The sequence below is a fragment of the Marinobacter sp. M5B genome, assembly GCF_042604615.1.
Taxonomy (GTDB): Bacteria; Pseudomonadota; Gammaproteobacteria; order Pseudomonadales; family Oleiphilaceae; genus Marinobacter; species Marinobacter salarius.
Genome location: NZ_CP156894.1, coordinates 3,339,144 through 3,355,384, shown reverse-complemented (window position 1 = coordinate 3,355,384; position 16,241 = coordinate 3,339,144). Strand labels below are relative to the sequence as shown.

Genomic DNA, 16,241 nt, shown 5'->3' with positions numbered 1-16,241 from the left:
AATAGTCTTTGTCGTTCCCGGTAGAATGCGGGAAAGATAAACAACTGAGAGGGTTCAACCATGAGACCGCAGCAATCAGAGACTCCCACACTGGTCGATAGCCGGCAGGCCATCCGCAATTATTACCTCGCGGACGAACACAAGGTGATTAGTGAGATGATTGCTGGCGCCCAGTTGACCCGGGCAGAGCGCGATGGAATCTCGGAGCGCGCCGCCGATCTGGTACGCAGCGTCCGCAAGAATGCCAAGTCCACCATTATGGAAAAATTCCTGGCGGAGTACGGCCTCACGACCAAGGAAGGCGTTGCACTGATGTGTCTGGCGGAGGCGTTGCTGCGTGTGCCGGACAATATGACCATTCACGAACTGATCGAAGACAAGATCACTTCTGGCGCCTGGGGTACTCACGTAGGCAAGGCGTCCTCAGCACTGATCAACACGGCGACCGTGGCGCTGTTGATGACCAGCAATCTATTGAAAGACTCTGAGCGACACAGCGTGGGTGACACGTTGCGTAAGCTGCTGAAGCGTTTCGGCGAGCCGGTCATTCGCACGGTTGCCGGTCAGGCCATGAAGGAAATGGGCCGTCAGTTCGTGTTGGGCCGTGATATCGACGAAGCCCAGGACGAAGCCAAAGAATACATGGAAAAGGGGTATACCTACTCCTATGACATGCTTGGTGAGGCTGCCCGCACCGATGAGGACGCCAAGCGCTATTTCGACTCCTACTCCAATGCCATTGATAGTATTGCCAAGGCCTGCAAAGGCGATGTGCGCAAGAATCCGGGTATCTCCGTCAAACTGTCCGCACTACTGGCCCGCTACGAGTACGGCAATAAAGAGCGGGTGATGAACGAACTGCTGCCCCGCGCCAAGGAGCTGGTAAAGAAGGCCGCAGCGGCCAATATGGGGTTCAATATTGATGCCGAGGAACAGGATCGGCTTGATCTGTCCCTTGACGTCATTGAAGCCCTGGTCGCAGACCCGGAACTGGCCGGTTGGGACGGTTTTGGTGTTGTGGTTCAGGCTTACGGCAAGCGTTCAGCCTTCGCGCTGGACTGGCTGTACGGGCTGGCTGAGAAGTACGACCGTCGCTTTATGGTGCGCCTGGTGAAAGGCGCGTACTGGGACGCCGAGATCAAACGCGCCCAGGTAATGGGCCTGAGTGGTTTCCCGGTATTCACCCGCAAGGCCTGCAGTGACGTTTCGTTCCTCTCCTGCGCAACCAAGCTGCTGAACATGACCGACCGGATCTATCCGCAGTTCGCCACCCACAATGCCCACTCGGTATCGGCGGTGCTCGAGCTGGCCAAATCCAAAGGCGTGGATAACTATGAGTTTCAGCGCCTGCACGGTATGGGTGAATCACTCCACAACGAAGTGTTGAAAACCAGTGGTGTGCCTTGCCGGATTTATGCCCCGGTTGGCCCCCACAAAGACCTGTTGGCGTATCTGGTACGTCGCCTGCTGGAAAATGGCGCCAACAGTTCCTTCGTGAACCAGATCGTGGACAAGAGCATTACGCCAGAAGACATCGCCAAAGACCCGATAGACTCCGTTAAAGAGATGGGCAGTAATATCTCAAGCAACGCGATCGTCCACCCCTTCAAGCTCTTCGGCGAACAGCGCAGAAACTCCAAGGGTTGGGACATCACCGATCCGGTGACGGTTGCGGAAATCAACGAAGGCCGGGATGCCTATCGTGACCATCGCTGGAAAGGCGGTCCGATCATCGCTGGCGAAGTATCCGGTGCGGAAGTGCAAATGGTCCGTAACCCCGCCGACGCGGAAGACACGGTTGGCCATGTGACGCAGGCGTCCGAGGAGGACGTGAACACAGCGATCACCGCAGCTCAGGAAGGCTTCAAGGCCTGGTCGGCCCGGTCCGCCGAAGAGCGGGCCGAGTGTCTTCGCAAGGTCGCTGACCTGTATGAGGAAAATGCCTACGAGCTGTTTGCGCTGGCCACCCGCGAAGCCGGTAAGTCGCTGCTGGATGGCGTCGCTGAGATTCGGGAGGCGGTGGACTTCGCCCAGTTCTATGCCAACGAAGGTATTCGCTACAAGGACAGCGGTGAGTCGCGCGGAGTCGTGGTGTGTATTTCGCCCTGGAACTTCCCGCTGGCGATCTTTACCGGCCAGATTCTTGCCAACCTGGTAGTAGGCAATGCTGTGTTGGCCAAGCCGGCCGAGCAGACCTCGCTATTGGCGGTAAGGGCCGTGGAGCTGATGCACCAGGCCGGTATTCCGGAAGATGTGATCCAGTTGCTGCCGGGCACCGGTGCGACGGTTGGCGGGGCGTTGACATCCGATTCGCGGGTCGCCGGCGTTTGCTTCACCGGCTCGACTGCGACGGCCCAGCGCATCGACAAGAAAATGAGCGAGAACATGGCCCCCGATGCCACCCTGGTGGCGGAAACCGGTGGTCTGAACGCCATGATCGTGGACTCCACGGCGCTGCCGGAACAGGTGGTGCGGGATGTTCTGGCGTCGTCTTTCCAGAGCGCGGGCCAGCGCTGTTCTGCACTGCGCATGCTGTATGTGCAAAAAGACATTGCCGACCATCTGTTGGAAATGCTGTATGGCGCGATGGATGAATTGGGCATTGGTGATCCCTGGTTACTGTCCACCGATGTTGGCCCGGTCATCGATGAGACGGCCAGAAAAAAGATTGTCGACCACTGTGACAAATATGAAGCCAAGGGCCGGCTGATGAAGAAAATGACGGTGCCGGAGAAAGGCAACTTCGTGTCACCTGCGGTGATCAGTGTCAGCGGCATTGAAGAGCTGGAAGAGGAAATCTTCGGCCCGGTGCTGCATGTGGCCACATTCGCGGCCAAGGACCTGGACAAAGTCGTTGATAGCGTTAACGCCAAGGGCTATGGACTGACCTTCGGTGTTCACAGCCGTGTTGACCGCCGCGTTGAACGCATCGCCAGCCGTATCAAGGTGGGCAACACCTATGTTAACCGCAATCAGATCGGTGCCATTGTCGGCTCTCAGCCGTTTGGTGGTGAAGGTCTTTCCGGTACCGGCCCCAAGGCTGGCGGACCGCAGTACGTGCGTCGTTTCCTGAAAGGTGAAACGGTTGAACGCCCGGCGGATATCAGTGCCAAAGCAGTGGATATCAAGAAGCTTGAAGGGCTGATTGGCAAGGTAGCGGATGTGAAAGCGCCCGCGCCGGAGCCACGAATTGAAGCCATGAAGCCTGTTTTCGGTGATGTGCCAGCACCGCTGGACGCCCATGCCGAGGAATTGCCGGGGCCAACGGGTGAGCTGAACCGCCTGAGCAATCATGCCCGAGGTGTGGTGCTCTGTCTTGGTCCGGACAAGGAAACCGCGTTGGAGCAGGCTGCAATGGCTTTGTCCCAGGGCAACAAGGTGGTTGTGGTTGCGCCGGGCACCCAGGATACGGTTGACCGTGCTGCCAAGGCCGGTTTGCCGATCGTGGGTATTGAGGGCCTGTTGGAGCCAGAGGCATTGTCCCAGGCGCGTGGTTTCCAGGCAGCCGCAAGCTGCGCTGAGCCGTCCTTGCTGAAGGAGTACCGTCAGGCCCTGGCGAAGCGGGAAGGTGCGCTGCTACCGCTGATCACCGAACACAAGCTAGACCAGAGGTTTGTGATTGAGCGCCACCTGTGTGTGGACACCACGGCGGCGGGTGGCAACGCCAGCCTGATTGCAGCATCCGAGTAACGACCTGTCACCTTGCAACGCCCAGGGAAGGGCGTTGCAAGGGTTTTGGTCAGGCAGAGTCAGCGATCTCCCGGAACGCGTTGATCAGGGTGTCTGGCTCCTGCGCACCGGATATCAGGTACTTCTGGTTAATGATATAAGCAGGAACTGCCGACACACCTGCCTGCTGATACTGTGCCTCTTCCTCCCGAACAGCCTCTGCATACTGGTCAGACGCCAGTACCTCGCGCGCTTGCGAGCCGTCCAGGCCAATCGTTTCCACGCAGTGGATCAGCGTATCCGGATTGGAAATATTCTCACCGCGTCCGAAATAGGCCTCGAAAAACGCCAGTTTCATATCGGTCTGCTTGCCCTGCTCACCGGCCCACTTCACCAGCCTGTGGGCGTCAAAGGTGTTGCGAGTGTAGCGTTCCTGAAGTTTCTCGAAGTTCAGCCCCAGCCCCTTGGCAATGTCCATCATCTGCGCCTGATTGGCTCTCATCTCGTCCTCGCTACGGCCGTATTTTCGGCTCAGGGCGGGCAGGATGGGTTCGCCGTCACCGGATGGGTCCGGGTTCAGTTCAAAGGCATGCCATGCAACAGTGAAGTCCATGTCGTCTTTCAGGGCGTCCATCGCCTTTTCCAGGCGGGCATAACCAATGGCGCACCAGGGGCACGCAATATCGGAAACAATGTCGATGGCTATTGGGGTCATGGTGGCTCCTGTGTGTAAGGGCGAATAAGGGCAGGGTACCTGAAAGTTAAGCGGATGACTGCCCGTGCAGGCTCTTGGCCGTCCGGGCGCGCGGACACCTCTGTCCGGCGTTCCGGGCATATCGTTATTCGGAACAGTCCCTGGGATGAGGGAAATCAGCAACCTGCAATCCTGGCACGTATCTTTCAGTTGCAACACTGCCGAACAATAAATCCAATAAAAGGAGCTCAAGATGTTCCAACTCATCGCACGTCAGGTGCGCGGTGGCACGCTATCGGCATTGCTGGCCTCCGCCGCCCTGATGATTCCTGCTCTTCCCGCGGTCGCGGGCCAGACAGATTCCTATACCCTGCCACAACAATCCTACAATCAGTCCAGGGCCCGTAACTACAAGGTGTACGTGCCCTCGAACGTGCAATCGCCTGCACCCATGGTGATGGCATTGCATGGTTGCAAACAGACCAACAACGACGTGCTCAATGACTGGGGGCTGAAAGCCGCCGCCGATGAGTACGGGTTCATTCTGGTTGCCCCCTTCATTACCAGCTACGACGGGCTGCGTAATGAAAACTGTTGGGGCTTCTGGTTTGACCACCATCGCCATGAAGGCGCTGGCGAAGTGGAGGACCTGCACCAGATTGCACAGGCTGTTGAGTCCAATTACACCATTGACGCCAATCGCCGTTATATCACCGGCCTGTCTTCCGGCGGTGCCATGGCAACCGTAGCCTCGGTGGCCCATAACGAATACTGGGCAGCGGCCGCGCCTGCCTCGGGCCTGCCGTACGGTGAGGATTCTGCGTCTGTCTCGTTGTCCGGACAGTGCCCCGGTAGTGCGACGTTTCACAGCGTATCGCGGGTATCCTCCGACATGCAGTCGGAAGTAGACGACCAGTATCCGATCCCGCTCATGGTGTTGCAAAACGAGAACGACTGTACCGTGCTGAAAGAGGCGGCTGATAACACCCGGGATGCGCACCTGCAGGTGTTTGGCGAGTCCGGGTTCCAGACCACGGGCCAGGCCTATGCCTCGTCAGTCGCCTGTTCACCCTATTACCAGAACAACCACAGCTGCGAGCACATCCGTTATACCCAGGATGGCACCAACGGAGCGCGTTCGGTGGTTGAAACCGTCTACCTGGACGGCCCCCTGTCGACCCCCAATACCCAGGATACCAATCATGGTCACTACTGGGTTGGCGGAGAGCATGGTAATAATGGCAAATGGTCCGTGAGGGTGGGGCCCAGCTATCCGGATATCATCTGGGATTTCTTTAACCGCCACAGCCGCGATGGAACCGAGCCCGAGGGTTTTCCGGTCATCACACTAATCGGCGATAACCCGATGACCGTGGCGATCAACACCACGTTTACCGATCCGGGTGCCACCGGGCAGGATGCCGAGGACGGTTCACTGACGGTAACGGCTGACTGCAGTGCGGTGGATACGTCAACGGTCGGAACCTACACCTGCGACTACAGTGCGACTGACAGCGACAGCAATACCACTACGAAAAGTCGTCAGGTCGAGGTGTATGACCCCAACGCACCTACCGAGACCTGCGAGCAGGCGACAGCGTCGCCCAATGCCCACATCTCGGCAAACCGGGCCTACGCTGGAGGTAACTCCAACCTGAGGGCCTATGCCAGTGGCGACGACATCGACATCGGGGGCTCCTTCGACACCTGGAGCAATGTCACCCTCTATGAGGGCGATCCGGGGCTCTGGTATACGTCCGAACCCAGCGCTTGCAGCGGAACCGGCGGAGGCGGTGATGGTGGTGGCTCCGGCGGCGATGTCACCTGCCAGGACTGGAACGACACCCATCTCAACCATGATACCGCTGGCCGGGCGTACTATTCAGGGGGGTACTACACCACCGGTGGTAACGATTACCTGGGCGCGGTATCCGGCACCTACAGCTGGGTGAAGGAGACCGACAGCGGCGTCTTCAAAGCCGGCCAATGTAACTGATCGCCATCGAAGACAGGCACTCACAGGGGGCGGAAAACCGCCCCCTGTTTCGTTGTTATTCCAGAATAATTTCGCGGGTGGTGAGTGGTCGGAATTCCCCGGGTTTCAGCGTTGGGTCCAATGTGATCGCGCCCATTTGTTCCCGGTGCAGGCTACTCACACGGTTGCCCGTTGCGTGGAACATACGCTTGATCTGATGATAGCGGCCTTCGTAGATCGTTACCCTGGATTCGTTGGCAGACAGTGGTTCCAGGCGCGCAGGAGAGGTGGTCAGTTGTTCGTATTCGAACCAGATTCCCTGCGCGAAGCGCTCTATGGCATCGGTTGAAACCGGTTCGACCGTGGTGACGCGATAGACTTTGGGGAGCTTTACCCTGGGCTCCGTAAGCCTTCGTGACCAGGTTCCGTCATTGGTCAGTATCAACAAACCGGTGCTGGCGCGGTCAAGCCTGCCGGCAATGTGAAGGTCTTTTCGCAGTTCCGGGTCGATCAGCTCCATTACGGTTTTGTGAATCTTGTCCGCCGTGGCACTGAGGTATCCGGCCGGTTTGTGCAGCATCAGGTAGTGGGCCCGGTCCCCGTGCTGGATAACCCTGCCGTTGCAGGCTACAGTGCTGAAACGGTCGACTTCCCGGGCTGTCTCCCTGCAGATACAACCGTCCACTGTAACCGTTCCGGCCGCGACCAGGGCGTTGGCCTGCTTGCGGCTGACACCGTTTTGATTACTGAGAATTCGGGAAAGCTTCATAGTGGCAATGTTATAGTCTTTCCGACTTTCTCCGTGATTCCCAAACCTGGGTGATGATAACACCGTGGCTCAACGATCCGTGATCCAAAAATCCCTGCGCGCGCTTGCCTGGTTACTGGTGGGCTTTTTGCTGCTGATAATCGCATTGATTGTCCTGCTACGGTTCGTGAATCCGCCGACGTCCACCTTCATGCTGGGGCATCTGTTTTCCGGTTCCAGCCACGAGCTCAGACAGGAGTGGGTTAGCCTGGACGAGATATCACCCTGGGTACCGTTGGCAGTGGTGGCCAGTGAGGATCAACGCTTTCCGTACCATCAGGGGGTGGATTTCAGCGCCATTCGCAAGGCACTTGCGGAATACCGTGCGGGCCAGGGTTTGCGGGGCGCCAGCACCATCACCCAGCAGACGGCAAAAAACTTGTTCCTGTGGAACGGACGCAGTTTCGTGCGCAAGTCGTTGGAGGCCGGACTGGCGCTCGGTATCGACGCTATCTGGCCGAAGCGTCGGATCATGGAGGTGTACTTGAATATCGCCGAATTCGGCCATGGGATCTACGGTGTTGAGGCTGCCAGTTGGGCCTTTTTCGGCATTCCCGCCAGCCGGCTGTCGCAAACCCAGGCAGCACGGCTTGCTGCGGTTCTTCCCAATCCGAAAGTGCTCAGTGCCGCCAGCCCCTCGTCCTATGTATGGGAGAGGGTGGCCTGGATTCGTGGGCAGATGGCTCAGCTGTCCGGGTTGCATTATCTGCGTGGACTGTATAATTAAGAGTTCGGTTTCTCTCAACGTAAGAGTCTGTCTGTGATGTCACTGAACTTGGCCCTGCTGTCCGCGTTTATCCCGACGTTTTTTGTGGTGTCCATTACGCCGGGCATGTGTATGACCCTGGCGCTGTCCCTTGGTATTACCATTGGCGTGAAACGGGCGCTGTGGATGATGGCCGGGGAGCTGGTTGGCGTGGCTGTAGTGGCGACTGCGGCGGCAGTAGGTGTGGCAACCTTCATGTTGAAGTACCCGACGGCCTTCGACGTATTCAAGGTTGTAGGCGGCGCCTACCTTGCCTGGCTGGGCATCCAGATGTGGCAGTCCCGGGGCAAAATGGCCATGCCGGAGGAGGATTCGCAACCGGTGGAGAGTTCAAGGGTGCAATTGGCGCTCCAGGGGTTTGTGACCGCTATTGCCAACCCGAAGGGCTGGGCGTTTTTCATTGCGCTATTGCCGCCGTTTATCGACAGTAAACTGCCAATGGCGCCACAACTCACGGTTCTCATCCTGATCATACTGGCCCTGGAGTTCCTCTGCCTACAGCTCTACGCCCACGGTGGAAAGACTCTGCGCAAGGCTCTAAAGCAAGGCGGTGGTGTTCGCACGGTTAACCGTGTGGCGGGCAGTCTGATGATGCTGGTGGGCGCCTGGCTGGCGTTCGGTTAGGCCGGTCAGTTACTGGCGTAGCGCTGATGAAGGATTCCAACCCGCTCCACATAGGCGCGGGTTTCCGCGTAGGGTGGTATGCCGCCATGGCGCCCGACGGCCCCCGGGCCGGCATTGTAGGCGGCCGTTGCCAGCTTGATGTCACCGTCGAAGCGCTTGAGCATACGGGCCAGGTAATTGACTCCACCGCGAATATTCTCCGGGGCCACCATGGCATTGCGAACACCCAGCTCCTCTGCGGTGGCAGGCATTAACTGCATCAGCCCCTGGGCTCCCTTGGGCGACAGGGCTTTGTCATTAAACGCCGATTCCGCATGGATGACAGCCCGAACCAGAGCGGGGTCAACGTTGAACTCCCTGGCGGCCGTCTTGATTTCATCCCGGTAGGGCGACAGGAACAGCGGTGTGGTGCGCCAATTCACGTTGGAATCCGGATCGCAGGCGTAGCAGTGGAACCGGATGACACTGAAATTCGAGCTGGCGGGCTGGATACCACTGTAGGCAACCACGCCGTTGTCGTCAGTGTAGCGGTAAACCACTTCATCCTTTGTTGACGCACGCTTGTCGCCACTGCCCTTGACGTTGGTGTACTCCACGGTACCGTCGGGGTGCACAATACGCTTGATACTGTCCGCCGATACGGGCGCAACGAAAGCCAGTAGCAGAAATGCGAGCGAGGAAGTGAGAAGGGTTTTGCCGCTTATCATCGTTGACTCTTGGAGTGCATGATCAAGAACGCCGCCTGCATTCGTAAATAACAACCGTAAGGCGGATTATACGGCGTTAATTGCCTGAAGAAACCGCAATGTTTGTCGGAAAAGTGTTACTTTTCTCAATATAGCCGGTCAATTCTCATTGTTGGCGACATCCTGGAGATTCTGTGCCTTTGAATACGTCCCGCAGCAACCTTGTACTCATCGGAATGCCCGGCAGCGGCAAAAGTACGGTTGGGGTGCTGTTGGCAAAACAGCTTGGCCTGGGGTTTATCGATACGGACCTGCTGATTCAGGAGGAAGCAGGTCGCACCTTGCAGGACATTGTCGACGGTGATGGCTATCAGGCACTAAGGCGAATTGAGGAGCAGGTATTGCTGAGGCTGGATGTGCGGCGTCAGGTTATATCCACGGGCGGCAGCGCCGTCTACAGCGAACCTGCGATGAGCCACCTGAAAGCTGATGGTCTCGTGGTGTTTCTTGATATTCCGCTGGAGGTGGTCATTGCGAGGATAGGGGATTACAGCGCCCGTGGCATCTCCCGACGACCGGATCAGTCGCTGGAACAGCTGTTTTGGGAACGTTTTGAGCTTTACTCGCGGGCTGCGGACGTGGCAGTCAATTGTGTTGGTAAGAGTCAGGAAGACGTTTGCGACGACATATCGGCGGTGATGTTGCAGATGCCGGCGACACGTTAAAAACATGCCGCCGGACGCGAAGACTTCTAGGGCTTCGGTCCTTTGCCCCGAAGCGCGTTGGCCACCAGTGAAATAACCAGCAGAACCAGAAAGATAAAGAACAGAATTTTCGCAAACCCTGCGGCTGTCCCCGCGATACCACCAAAACCAAGTACGCCGGCGATTACCGCGACGATCAGGCATACAATAGCCCAATAGAGCATAGTATTTCTCCTGTTGTGTAACGTCATGTTCAAAGTGGCACATGGGCCTGAAAGCCACAAATAGTGGAAGTCCGAAAACGCTTCGCAAGAGAATGATTTGTGCTGCAAACGATTGTTTTGTTGGTCTAATTACCTTTATTGTCGGTTGATTAAGCTTTGCTAAGGTGCGGTTTTACGCCAAAAGTTGTTACTGTCTACCAAATAATATCGGGAGAATTTCAATGCTCTTCAAACAACTCGGTTATTCTCTGGCTTTCGTTCTTGCACTTGGCATGTCCGGTTCCCTGCAGGCGGAATCGTCCGGGGATTCTTCGGTTGAGTCGCTGAAAAAAGAAACCCGCGAGCTTGGCCGGGCGTTGCAGGAGTTCGGTGCGGACCAGAAAGCAGAGGCGGAAACAGCCATTGAAAATACGCTCTCGGCTCTCGACAAGCGCATAGACACGCTACAGCAGGAACTGGATCAGAACTGGGACGACATGAGTGACACGGCCCGGGAACGTTCAAGGAAAAGCCTCGAGTCCTTGCAGGAGCAGCGGCAACGCGTCCAGCAATGGTATGACGAGCTGCAGGCCAGTTCATCCTCCGCCTGGGAACGTGCCAAGCAGGGCTTCTCCAACGCCTACGACGCTTTGTCAGAACAGTGGAATGAAACCGAGCGCAAACTGATGGACGACTCGGACAAGAAGAACGACAGCATTTAGACGGCGTTTCGGAATTGCACCGGCCATACAGACCCGCCCTGAACATCTGTACTGGTTGTTAATTCCGTTTACTGTATCTGTTTTGTTTGTCAGTCACAGGTTACAGTGGGCAGACTCACATTCGTCTGCCTCTCGGTTAACCGTATGCCCCCGATTTTCTATTCGTTTTTTGTGCCGGCGCTCTTTGTTTGGCTGTGGAGCACGGGCTTCATTGGCGCCAAGTATGGTTTACCCTTCGCTGAGCCGTTTACGCTCCTGCTGATACGCATGCTGTTTACGCTGGTACTGCTCAGCGTACTCGCCTGGATAATGAAAACCCGCTGGCCTGGTTGGCGTGGTGCCGGTCATCTGGCGGTCACAGGCCTGCTGGTGCATGGCTGTTATCTGGGCGGGGTTTACTACGCGATTCAGGGGGGCATGCCGTCGGGAATCGTGTCGCTTATTGTCGGCTTGCAGCCGCTGGTAACGTCGGCCGTGGCCATTCTGGTGCTGAAGGAAAGTGTCTCGAGCCGGCAATGGCTGGGCCTGGCACTGGGCCTGGTCGGTGTAACACTGGTGTTGCTGGAAAAGTTCGGCGGTGGTGCTTCCGCCTCCGATTTCCCGCTTTGGACTCTGCTTTGGGCTGCGCTGTCCCTGGGCGGAATATCCTTGGGCACGGTGTACCAGAAACGTAACGGCACCCAGTCGGATCTCGTCGCGGGTACGTTCATTCAGTACAGTGCTGCGGCAACGTTTTTCGCCGTTGGTGCCTTTGCGTTTGAAACCCGTGAGGTGGTGTGGGCTCAGCCGTTGATCTGGTCGATGGTCTGGCTGGTGTTCGGTGTTTCCATCGGGGCGATTCTGCTGTTGATGTGGCTTATCAGGCGCGGTGCTGCCTCACAGGTGGCCAGTCTTTTCTATCTGGTGCCACCTGTCACAGCGCTGGAAGCGTACTGGCTGTTTGATGAAAGGCTGGGCGTGCTTGCGATGATTGGGGGTGTTATCTCCATCACCGGGGTTGCCCTGGTGGTAACGCAGCAGCGAAAACAGGCGGCCTAGTTCCAGGGGTCTACCCGGAACAGGGTACCCAGGCCGGATTGCGGGGTCAGTTTGCCGCACAGCCTCAGCCCCTCCCAGAAGCTGACCTGATTAGCGGTCAGTACCGGCTTGCCCGCCGCTGCCTCCAGGTCTTCCAGCCAGGCGGCGGAATGCAATGCGGTATCGGGAATCAATAGCGCATCTGCGTCCGGGTGGTCATTGTCCGTCACGAACCTCAATACGGCCTCTTTCTCCAGCGTGCCCACCTCCGCTGCGGTAATAATGCCGCGGCAGTTTATGTGCACCACTTCGATATCAAAGTGCTCCAGAAACGTTTTGAACAGCAGGGCTATGTCCCGCGGGTAGGTAGCCGCGATGGCGACCCGCCTGGCGTTGATGGCGGTAACCGCCCTGGCGAATGCCATGGCCGTGGTAGAGGCCGGGATATGAAGCAGGTTCTCGAGCGTCTCGATCTGTTCCCCTATACCGTCGATGCCACGAACGAAACTGGCACTGGTGGAGGTCCATAGAACGGCTTCCATATCCGCACTTTCAAGGTGTCCGGCTCCTTCCGTAAGGCGCGCCGGGCTTCCCATTTCGGTGAGTGCGTCAACGGTATGTGCATCTTCATCGAACGCCGTATGTATGACTCTCACCTCAGCCGGTGGCGAGATCATTCCGGCCAGACGTGGGTAGTCATCCTCGGCAGCGTGTCCAGGATAAAGAAAGGCAAGGCGGGGAACCGGTGTGTTCTTGTCCATGCCTGAACAGTATTAGAGTTCAGGCAGTGTTGGCAACAGGATTGCGGGATGTCAGAAGGTGGTGTCCAGTACGGTGCCCATTTTTTTCTGACCCAGTGCATTGTCGAACGACGTTCCGTGCCACGCTGGATGACCTGCGATCATCACCAGGGGCACCACACCGTCGGTGCGGTTAACCAGTTGTTCGTGCTGAAATGCCTCACGGTACTGACGTTGCACCGTATTGTTGTGGTCCATGCGGCGCAGGGCTGACGGGTCTACCAGGATAAGGTCGGCCTGATCGCCCACTTCGATGCCGCCCCCTTTGACGCCAAACACACGAGCGGGGTCTCGGGTGAGACGGCGTACCATATACGCTACATCTATATCGCCGCCGTCAGAGGCCAGTTTCAGGGCTCTGAGGTTGCCGTCGTAAAAGGCCATGTTGGTGAGATGGGCACCACTGTCATTGAAGCCCGGCAGCAGTTGCCGATCCATCAGCAGGTTGCGGACAACGCGTTCGTTCCGATTCGCGGACACGGTATACCAGCTCAGATCACGGTCGAACGCCCGCAGCATCGCCAGCACGAAATCGCCTTCGTCTTTCACCCCAGAGAAGTGTTCTTCCAGCAGGGCCCGTTCCGCATCGCTGCCTTCGAGTGGTTTTTCTGCGTTGGCGGCTTTCACCCGCGCGAAGACATCGGCAAAGGTAAGGCCTTGCCATTCTCTCAGGGGGCATACGTCGATGGTCATGTCCGCCAGGGTACGATTGAAGGCGTAGTCCTCCAGGCGTACCAGTCGTTTGAGGCGCTTGAGACCAAAACCGGTTTTGCCGCTCATCCACATGGCTTTGAACGACTCGATGTAGGCTGGATCGTTGAGGATTTTCAGCCGGCCCTCACGGTCCTCCAGTTCGGTCTCATTGAGAATACGCAGTTCCTCAATCTCCTCGGAGAGCGGCGTTACGGCGCCGTCGGACCATACCTTGAAGGGGGCGGCCAGGGCCTGCAGGTGGAAGTCACCCCGCAAAAGTCGGGAATTGAGAACCCGGGCCAGCAATCTCGCCAGCCGCACGATCTTGCGGTTGCTTTGCACATCCAGGGCAGCCACCACCGTTGTTCTGAGTGGTTTGCCGTGGAGTAGGCCACAACTGAGCAGAAAAGTCTTGATGGTGCCCATGGTGCTGTCTTTCGGTGGCGTGGCCTGCCAGACACCGCCCTTGCGCCGTACCACGTCCGTCAGCCGTTTGATTTCCGGGTACTTGGCGAACTGCGTGGGTATGGTCTTGCGGGTGTTGGGCTGGTTGGCCAGGTAATGGAACGGCAGGGCATCGGTGGAGAATCCGGCATAGCCGTCATCCATGGCCTGCTCCAGCAAGGCCTCCATGGCATTGAGTTCGTCTTCCGTGGGGTCACGGGAAATGCTGGCGTCAAACCCCATGACCTCAATCCGCAACATTGAGTGCGGCACCATGGTGACCAGATTCGGGCCCAGGCTAAGTCTGTTCAGATGCTGGATGTATTCCTTCGGGTTCTTCCAGTCCACTCGATCGGCGGTCGCCCGCAGGACGTCCTTGGGAATGTTCTCCACTCGGGCGTAACAGTCCACAATCGGGTCTGCACCGTCCTTGCGCTGTGCGCCAAACGCCAGCCCCAGGCTACAGTTGGCAATGACAACCGTGGTGGTGCCATGGCGCACGGATTCGGGCAGGCCAGGGGCAACCTCCAGCTCCAGGTCGTAGTGGGTATGAATGTCAAACAACCCTGGCATGGCCCAGCGTTCAGTGGCATCGATGACCTTGTGCGCTTTTTGCGGATCAAGGTCCGGCCCTCGTGCTGCGACCCTGCCATCTGCGATGGCGATGTCTTCGCGGACCGGTAATTCGCCAATACCGTCGAAGACCTTGGCACCCTGGATCAGATAGTCCCAGACTGTATCGGGTGTGGTATCGCTCATGCGTGCCTCATGGTTTGTTGTTATGGTTCTCCCTAGAAGCCAGACGGGGTGCTAGGGCCTGATCTCGGTGGTGCTACCGGCCGGATTAGCGGGCTCATCCTTGGCTATAACATAGATGGCGCCGAGCACGATGGCCAGGGCTGCGATCAGAACGCCGGCGGCGCCGATAATCATTTTGGGCCTGGAGCTCTGAAGGCTCCCGCATTCCGGGCATTTAGGCGTTTCGGTGGGAAGGCTGGCTCCGCAGTTGGAGCATTGGGTCTTTGCCATGTTGTCTGTCCTCTTGGTGATGACGGGTCACAGGCATAGGGTGACATGTACCGAGTTAAGGCCAGAAAGCATTGGGGATAAATCCGTAGTGACCCTGAGTCAGAGCGCAAATACCGCCACAAGGGCGGTGAATACTGCCAGGGTGCCCACGATCACCAGGAATTGCATCCAGGGGAACCGCGGCTTTTGCTGAACGTTCAGTTCGGTTTCCAGGTGCTCCCTGAGCAGTTGGGTATTCCGGACATTGGCCTTCCAGGCGAAGTCGAAGACGTCGCCAATGACCGGAACAAGGCCGCCGAAAAAGTCGATCAGCATGTTCCTGACCATTTGCTGTTTGACCCGGGGGCTGGCTCCGGCACGGTGCGCTTCCAGGAGTACGTAGCAGGACATGAGCAGCCCGGCCAGGTCGCCGAGTACCGGAACAAGGCCGATGATGGGTTCCAGCCCGATCCGAAAGCGCGTGAAGGGTATGCCAATAGCGTTATCGGCCATCTGACTGAATCGGTTCAGGCGGGCCAGAGCTGCCTGTTTCTCTTCCTGGCTTACGGGCGTTGACATCCCATCAATCCCAGGATTTTTCCTTGAGCCGATAGAACTCCTCTACCACGGCATCCATGGCACCGGCGTCATAGTCACGAAGGCCACTGACCACAAGCTTTTTGGAAACCTCGCCGGCAACGTTGCCGTCTGAAATCAGCCGGTAGTCCAGTGAGACATTGCCACGCTTTCCGTCCGGCTTCAGCTCCGCGTTATGGAGTTCAAGGTCGGGGCTTGGCGCATCAAGCGTATCCAGGGCCAGGCTCATGCTTTGATACATGATCATTGGCCGGTCCGGATTGAACATCACGCCAGCATTTTCCATCAGCGGTTTGAGCGTATGGGGGAAGTTCTTGCCGGACGCGGCCACGTAGCAGCGAGTGAAGTTCTCAATCACGGTGTCATCGTGAGTCCGCTCACCACTGCGTTCCACCTCGATGTAGACCTTGTCATTCTGATCGTAGACGCGGATCAGGCCGTCGTCGTCCTCGCGGAAGTCCAGTGGAACATTTTCGCCGAGCAGGCTGCGAAAATGGAAGGTCATCTGTCGGGACAGGCCGAAGTGTGACAATAACAGGGCAAACAACAGGTCTCCGGGAACACAGAAACGCCGGGCATCCGGATTGTGGATCGGATTAAAATCACCGGCCACTTCCTTGGCAAATCGACTGGCCTGGGTCGCGCTGATCAGTACGAGTCCGTTCTGGGTGGCGTGGTAGCGTTCAAGAAACATGCGTTACCTTTTCGTTTTCGCAAATAGAGATGCCATGATAGTGGCCTGAAACGTCCTTTGCAGCAAGACACTACGAAACCAATGTCTAAGGCCTGGACGTAAATAAATGGTTTCGCTATGTCGCCCGGCGATGATGG

16 protein-coding genes are annotated in these 16,241 nt (G+C 57.5%); 7 read left to right on the top strand and 9 right to left on the bottom strand.

Annotated elements, in window-relative coordinates:
- Positions 1 to 60: 60 nt before the first annotated feature.
- Positions 61 to 3,690 carry a bifunctional proline dehydrogenase/L-glutamate gamma-semialdehyde dehydrogenase PutA gene (gene putA, locus AAGD24_RS15225; RefSeq protein ID WP_305936649.1) on the top strand — a complete coding sequence of 1,210 codons (3,630 nt, stop codon included), beginning with the start codon at positions 61 to 63 and terminating at the stop codon, positions 3,688 to 3,690.
- Positions 3,691 to 3,739: 49 nt separating this feature from the next.
- On the opposite strand, the gene AAGD24_RS15220 is transcribed toward putA, so the two are convergent.
- Positions 3,740 to 4,384, bottom strand: coding sequence for a DsbA family oxidoreductase (locus tag AAGD24_RS15220; protein ID WP_075197006.1), 645 nt, complete (start codon positions 4,382 to 4,384; stop codon positions 3,740 to 3,742).
- A 232-nt stretch (positions 4,385 to 4,616) separates the two neighbouring features.
- Between AAGD24_RS15220 and AAGD24_RS15215 the strand changes: the two genes are divergently transcribed.
- Complete coding sequence (locus AAGD24_RS15215) at positions 4,617 to 6,359, top strand: PHB depolymerase family esterase (RefSeq protein WP_075197007.1); 1,743 nt, start codon at positions 4,617 to 4,619, stop codon at positions 6,357 to 6,359.
- Positions 6,360 to 6,414: 55 nt separating this feature from the next.
- On the opposite strand, the gene AAGD24_RS15210 is transcribed toward AAGD24_RS15215, so the two are convergent.
- Positions 6,415 to 7,107 (bottom strand): pseudouridine synthase, encoded by a 693-nt coding sequence (locus AAGD24_RS15210; protein WP_136633719.1) that lies wholly within the window; start codon positions 7,105 to 7,107, stop codon positions 6,415 to 6,417.
- 64 nt (positions 7,108 to 7,171) lie between these two features.
- Here AAGD24_RS15210 and mtgA point away from each other — a divergent pair, with 64 nt between their 5' ends.
- A complete protein-coding gene (mtgA, locus tag AAGD24_RS15205; RefSeq protein ID WP_036209384.1) occupies positions 7,172 to 7,873 on the top strand; it encodes a monofunctional biosynthetic peptidoglycan transglycosylase in 702 nt (233 codons plus the stop codon).
- Between the two features lie 36 nt (positions 7,874 to 7,909).
- Complete coding sequence (locus tag AAGD24_RS15200) at positions 7,910 to 8,536, top strand: LysE family translocator (protein ID WP_036209386.1); 627 nt, start codon at positions 7,910 to 7,912, stop codon at positions 8,534 to 8,536.
- A gap of 5 nt (positions 8,537 to 8,541) precedes the next feature.
- On the opposite strand, the gene AAGD24_RS15195 is transcribed toward AAGD24_RS15200, so the two are convergent.
- Positions 8,542 to 9,243 carry a lytic transglycosylase domain-containing protein gene (locus AAGD24_RS15195; protein WP_075197010.1) on the bottom strand — a complete coding sequence of 234 codons (702 nt, stop codon included), beginning with the start codon at positions 9,241 to 9,243 and terminating at the stop codon, positions 8,542 to 8,544.
- Between the two features lie 179 nt (positions 9,244 to 9,422).
- Here AAGD24_RS15195 and AAGD24_RS15190 point away from each other — a divergent pair, with 179 nt between their 5' ends.
- Positions 9,423 to 9,947 carry a shikimate kinase gene (locus AAGD24_RS15190; protein ID WP_036210277.1) on the top strand — a complete coding sequence of 175 codons (525 nt, stop codon included), beginning with the start codon at positions 9,423 to 9,425 and terminating at the stop codon, positions 9,945 to 9,947.
- A gap of 26 nt (positions 9,948 to 9,973) precedes the next feature.
- Here the strand turns inward: AAGD24_RS15190 and AAGD24_RS15185 are convergent, their stop codons facing one another.
- Positions 9,974 to 10,150 (bottom strand): DUF1328 domain-containing protein, encoded by a 177-nt coding sequence (locus AAGD24_RS15185; RefSeq protein WP_007152648.1) that lies wholly within the window; start codon positions 10,148 to 10,150, stop codon positions 9,974 to 9,976.
- A 221-nt stretch (positions 10,151 to 10,371) separates the two neighbouring features.
- On the opposite strand from AAGD24_RS15185, the gene AAGD24_RS15180 reads away from it, so the two are divergent.
- A complete protein-coding gene (locus AAGD24_RS15180; protein WP_136633410.1) occupies positions 10,372 to 10,851 on the top strand; it encodes a hypothetical protein in 480 nt (159 codons plus the stop codon).
- 144 nt (positions 10,852 to 10,995) lie between these two features.
- Positions 10,996 to 11,889 (top strand): DMT family transporter, encoded by an 894-nt coding sequence (locus AAGD24_RS15175; protein ID WP_075197011.1) that lies wholly within the window; start codon positions 10,996 to 10,998, stop codon positions 11,887 to 11,889.
- On the opposite strand, the gene AAGD24_RS15170 is transcribed toward AAGD24_RS15175, so the two are convergent.
- The 5 genes from AAGD24_RS15170 to AAGD24_RS15150 all read right to left on the bottom strand — a co-directional run bounded on the left by AAGD24_RS15170 (position 11,886) and on the right by AAGD24_RS15150 (position 16,104).
- Entirely contained in the window at positions 11,886 to 12,629 is a 744-nt protein-coding gene (locus tag AAGD24_RS15170; protein WP_305936650.1) for a maleate cis-trans isomerase, read from the bottom strand. The two genes, AAGD24_RS15175 and AAGD24_RS15170, sit on opposite strands and share 4 nt — an antisense overlap.
- 51 nt (positions 12,630 to 12,680) lie before the next feature.
- Positions 12,681 to 14,564, bottom strand: a complete 1,884-nt coding sequence (locus AAGD24_RS15165) for an amidohydrolase family protein (protein ID WP_305936651.1) — start codon at positions 14,562 to 14,564, stop codon at positions 12,681 to 12,683.
- 51 nt (positions 14,565 to 14,615) lie between these two features.
- Complete coding sequence (locus AAGD24_RS15160) at positions 14,616 to 14,834, bottom strand: hypothetical protein (RefSeq protein WP_126811866.1); 219 nt, start codon at positions 14,832 to 14,834, stop codon at positions 14,616 to 14,618.
- 99 nt (positions 14,835 to 14,933) lie between these two features.
- The gene (locus AAGD24_RS15155) at positions 14,934 to 15,392 is read right to left on the bottom strand and encodes a DUF4112 domain-containing protein (protein WP_036209398.1); all 459 of its coding nucleotides are present in this window, start codon (positions 15,390 to 15,392) and stop codon (positions 14,934 to 14,936) included.
- A 4-nt stretch (positions 15,393 to 15,396) separates the two neighbouring features.
- Positions 15,397 to 16,104, bottom strand: coding sequence for a DUF3581 family protein (locus AAGD24_RS15150; RefSeq protein WP_036209399.1), 708 nt, complete (start codon positions 16,102 to 16,104; stop codon positions 15,397 to 15,399).
- Positions 16,105 to 16,241 lie beyond the last annotated feature (137 nt).

Coding starts and splice junctions, on each gene's coding strand:
- putA (WP_305936649.1), top strand. CDS start 61: ATGAGACCGCAGCAATCAGAGACTCCCACACTGGTCGATAGCCGGCAG.
- AAGD24_RS15220 (WP_075197006.1), bottom strand. CDS start 4,384: ATGACCCCAATAGCCATCGACATTGTTTCCGATATTGCGTGCCCCTGG.
- AAGD24_RS15215 (WP_075197007.1), top strand. CDS start 4,617: ATGTTCCAACTCATCGCACGTCAGGTGCGCGGTGGCACGCTATCGGCA.
- AAGD24_RS15210 (WP_136633719.1), bottom strand. CDS start 7,107: ATGAAGCTTTCCCGAATTCTCAGTAATCAAAACGGTGTCAGCCGCAAG.
- AAGD24_RS15200 (WP_036209386.1), top strand. CDS start 7,910: ATGTCACTGAACTTGGCCCTGCTGTCCGCGTTTATCCCGACGTTTTTT.
- AAGD24_RS15195 (WP_075197010.1), bottom strand. CDS start 9,243: ATGATAAGCGGCAAAACCCTTCTCACTTCCTCGCTCGCATTTCTGCTA.
- AAGD24_RS15185 (WP_007152648.1), bottom strand. CDS start 10,150: ATGCTCTATTGGGCTATTGTATGCCTGATCGTCGCGGTAATCGCCGGC.
- AAGD24_RS15180 (WP_136633410.1), top strand. CDS start 10,372: ATGCTCTTCAAACAACTCGGTTATTCTCTGGCTTTCGTTCTTGCACTT.
- AAGD24_RS15175 (WP_075197011.1), top strand. CDS start 10,996: ATGCCCCCGATTTTCTATTCGTTTTTTGTGCCGGCGCTCTTTGTTTGG.
- AAGD24_RS15170 (WP_305936650.1), bottom strand. CDS start 12,629: ATGGACAAGAACACACCGGTTCCCCGCCTTGCCTTTCTTTATCCTGGA.
- AAGD24_RS15165 (WP_305936651.1), bottom strand. CDS start 14,564: ATGAGCGATACCACACCCGATACAGTCTGGGACTATCTGATCCAGGGT.
- AAGD24_RS15160 (WP_126811866.1), bottom strand. CDS start 14,834: ATGGCAAAGACCCAATGCTCCAACTGCGGAGCCAGCCTTCCCACCGAA.
- AAGD24_RS15155 (WP_036209398.1), bottom strand. CDS start 15,392: ATGTCAACGCCCGTAAGCCAGGAAGAGAAACAGGCAGCTCTGGCCCGC.
- AAGD24_RS15150 (WP_036209399.1), bottom strand. CDS start 16,104: ATGTTTCTTGAACGCTACCACGCCACCCAGAACGGACTCGTACTGATC.